The sequence below is a fragment of the Hydrogenivirga sp. 128-5-R1-1 genome (assembly GCF_000171895.1).
The window spans coordinates 1-1,316 of record NZ_ABHJ01000403.1; the positions used below are offsets into that span (position 1 = coordinate 1).

Annotated in this window: 2 protein-coding genes; both read right to left on the bottom strand. The window is 29.3% G+C overall.

Annotated elements, in window-relative coordinates; genetic code table 11:
• Positions 1-933, bottom strand: a 933-nt coding sequence (locus tag HG1285_RS01205; protein WP_008289448.1) for an HD domain-containing phosphohydrolase, incomplete at its 3' end; no start/stop codon positions are given.
• The gene (locus HG1285_RS17980; RefSeq protein WP_008289449.1) at positions 923-1,219 is read right to left on the bottom strand and encodes a hypothetical protein; all 297 of its coding nucleotides are present in this window, start codon (positions 1,217-1,219) and stop codon (positions 923-925) included. The genes HG1285_RS01205 and HG1285_RS17980, both read right to left, overlap by 11 nt.
• Between the last annotated feature and the right edge of the window lie 97 nt (positions 1,220-1,316).

The following is a 1,316-nucleotide window of genomic DNA, read 5'->3' on the forward strand; positions in this document are numbered from 1 at the left end:
TTTGTAAGGTCTATTACTTCTTAATGCATCATAAACATCTGCAACTGCCATAATTCTGGCAGATAAAGGAATTTCCTCTCCTTTTTTTCCGTAAGGATAACCTGAGCCGTCCCATTTTTCATGGTGGTTTAGAGCAATATCAGCAGCCATGTTTAATATTTCTGACTTTGAGTCTTTTAAAATGTTATATCCATAAATTGTGTGTTTTTTCATTATTTCCCATTCTTCATCTGTAAGCTTTCCCTGCTTCAAAAGAATGTTATCAGGAACACCTACTTTTCCAATATCGTGCATTGTTGATGCATAGAATATGTGGTCAATAAAATTTTCATCCATATTTAATTTTTCTGCTATTAATTTACAATATAGACTAACCCTTTTAATATGCTCACCTGTTTCCGGGTCTCTAAACTCAGCTAAATTAGCAAGTCTCTGTATACTGTCCTTATAAGCATAATCAAGTTCATTAAATGCTTCTTGAAGCTGTTTTGTTTTCTTTTTTACCTCTTCTTCAAGTATTTTGTTGTAATTTGATAAAAAATCTTGATATGCTTTTATTTGAAGATGATTTTTTATTCTTAAAAGCAGTTCTTTTGTATCAACAGGTTTTGTTAAAAAGTCATTAGCTCCACTTTCTATTCCTTTTAATTTTTCTTCTCTTTCATTTAAAGCAGTAAGTATTATTACCGGTATATGCTTTGTCCTGTCATCACTTTTTAGTTTTTTTGTTGCAGTGAAGCCATCCATAACAGGCATCATTACATCCATTAAAATAACATCTGGTTTTTCCTCTAAAGCCTTTTTTATACCTTCCTCTCCGTTTTCAGCCTCTGTTGTCTCATAACCTTCTTTTTTTAGTATAACTTTAAATAAAAGTCTGTTCCTTTCATCATCGTCAACAATAAGTATTTTTGGCTTTTTTTCAGTGTCCATTTTTTTTACCTACATTTATGATTTTTAAAATCTTTATATCTTTTCTATTTTTTACTTTTTTTAGCTCCACATAACCTATAGCATTATCTATATTTTTTACAAATTTGATTACAGCTTCCTGAGACGACATCACAATAGGAGGTTTTATACCATTGAAATATTTTTCATTCCAGTAAAGGTTATATTCTTCATTATCCATTTTTAGTATGTATTTCTGGAAAAGCTGTCTTATTTGAGAGTTATTTTTTAAATTAACAGGAATTACCTTTTTATCTTTAATGAACATTTTTTTCTTTAAAAATACTTTTCTAATTTCACTTTCGTTTAAGTTAGAAACAGGAAATTTTTATTTGCTATTACTGCTATTTGCAAAGCATAAGCAC

Coding starts and splice junctions, on each gene's coding strand:
- HG1285_RS17980 (WP_008289449.1), bottom strand. CDS start 1,219: ATGTTCATTAAAGATAAAAAGGTAATTCCTGTTAATTTAAAAAATAAC.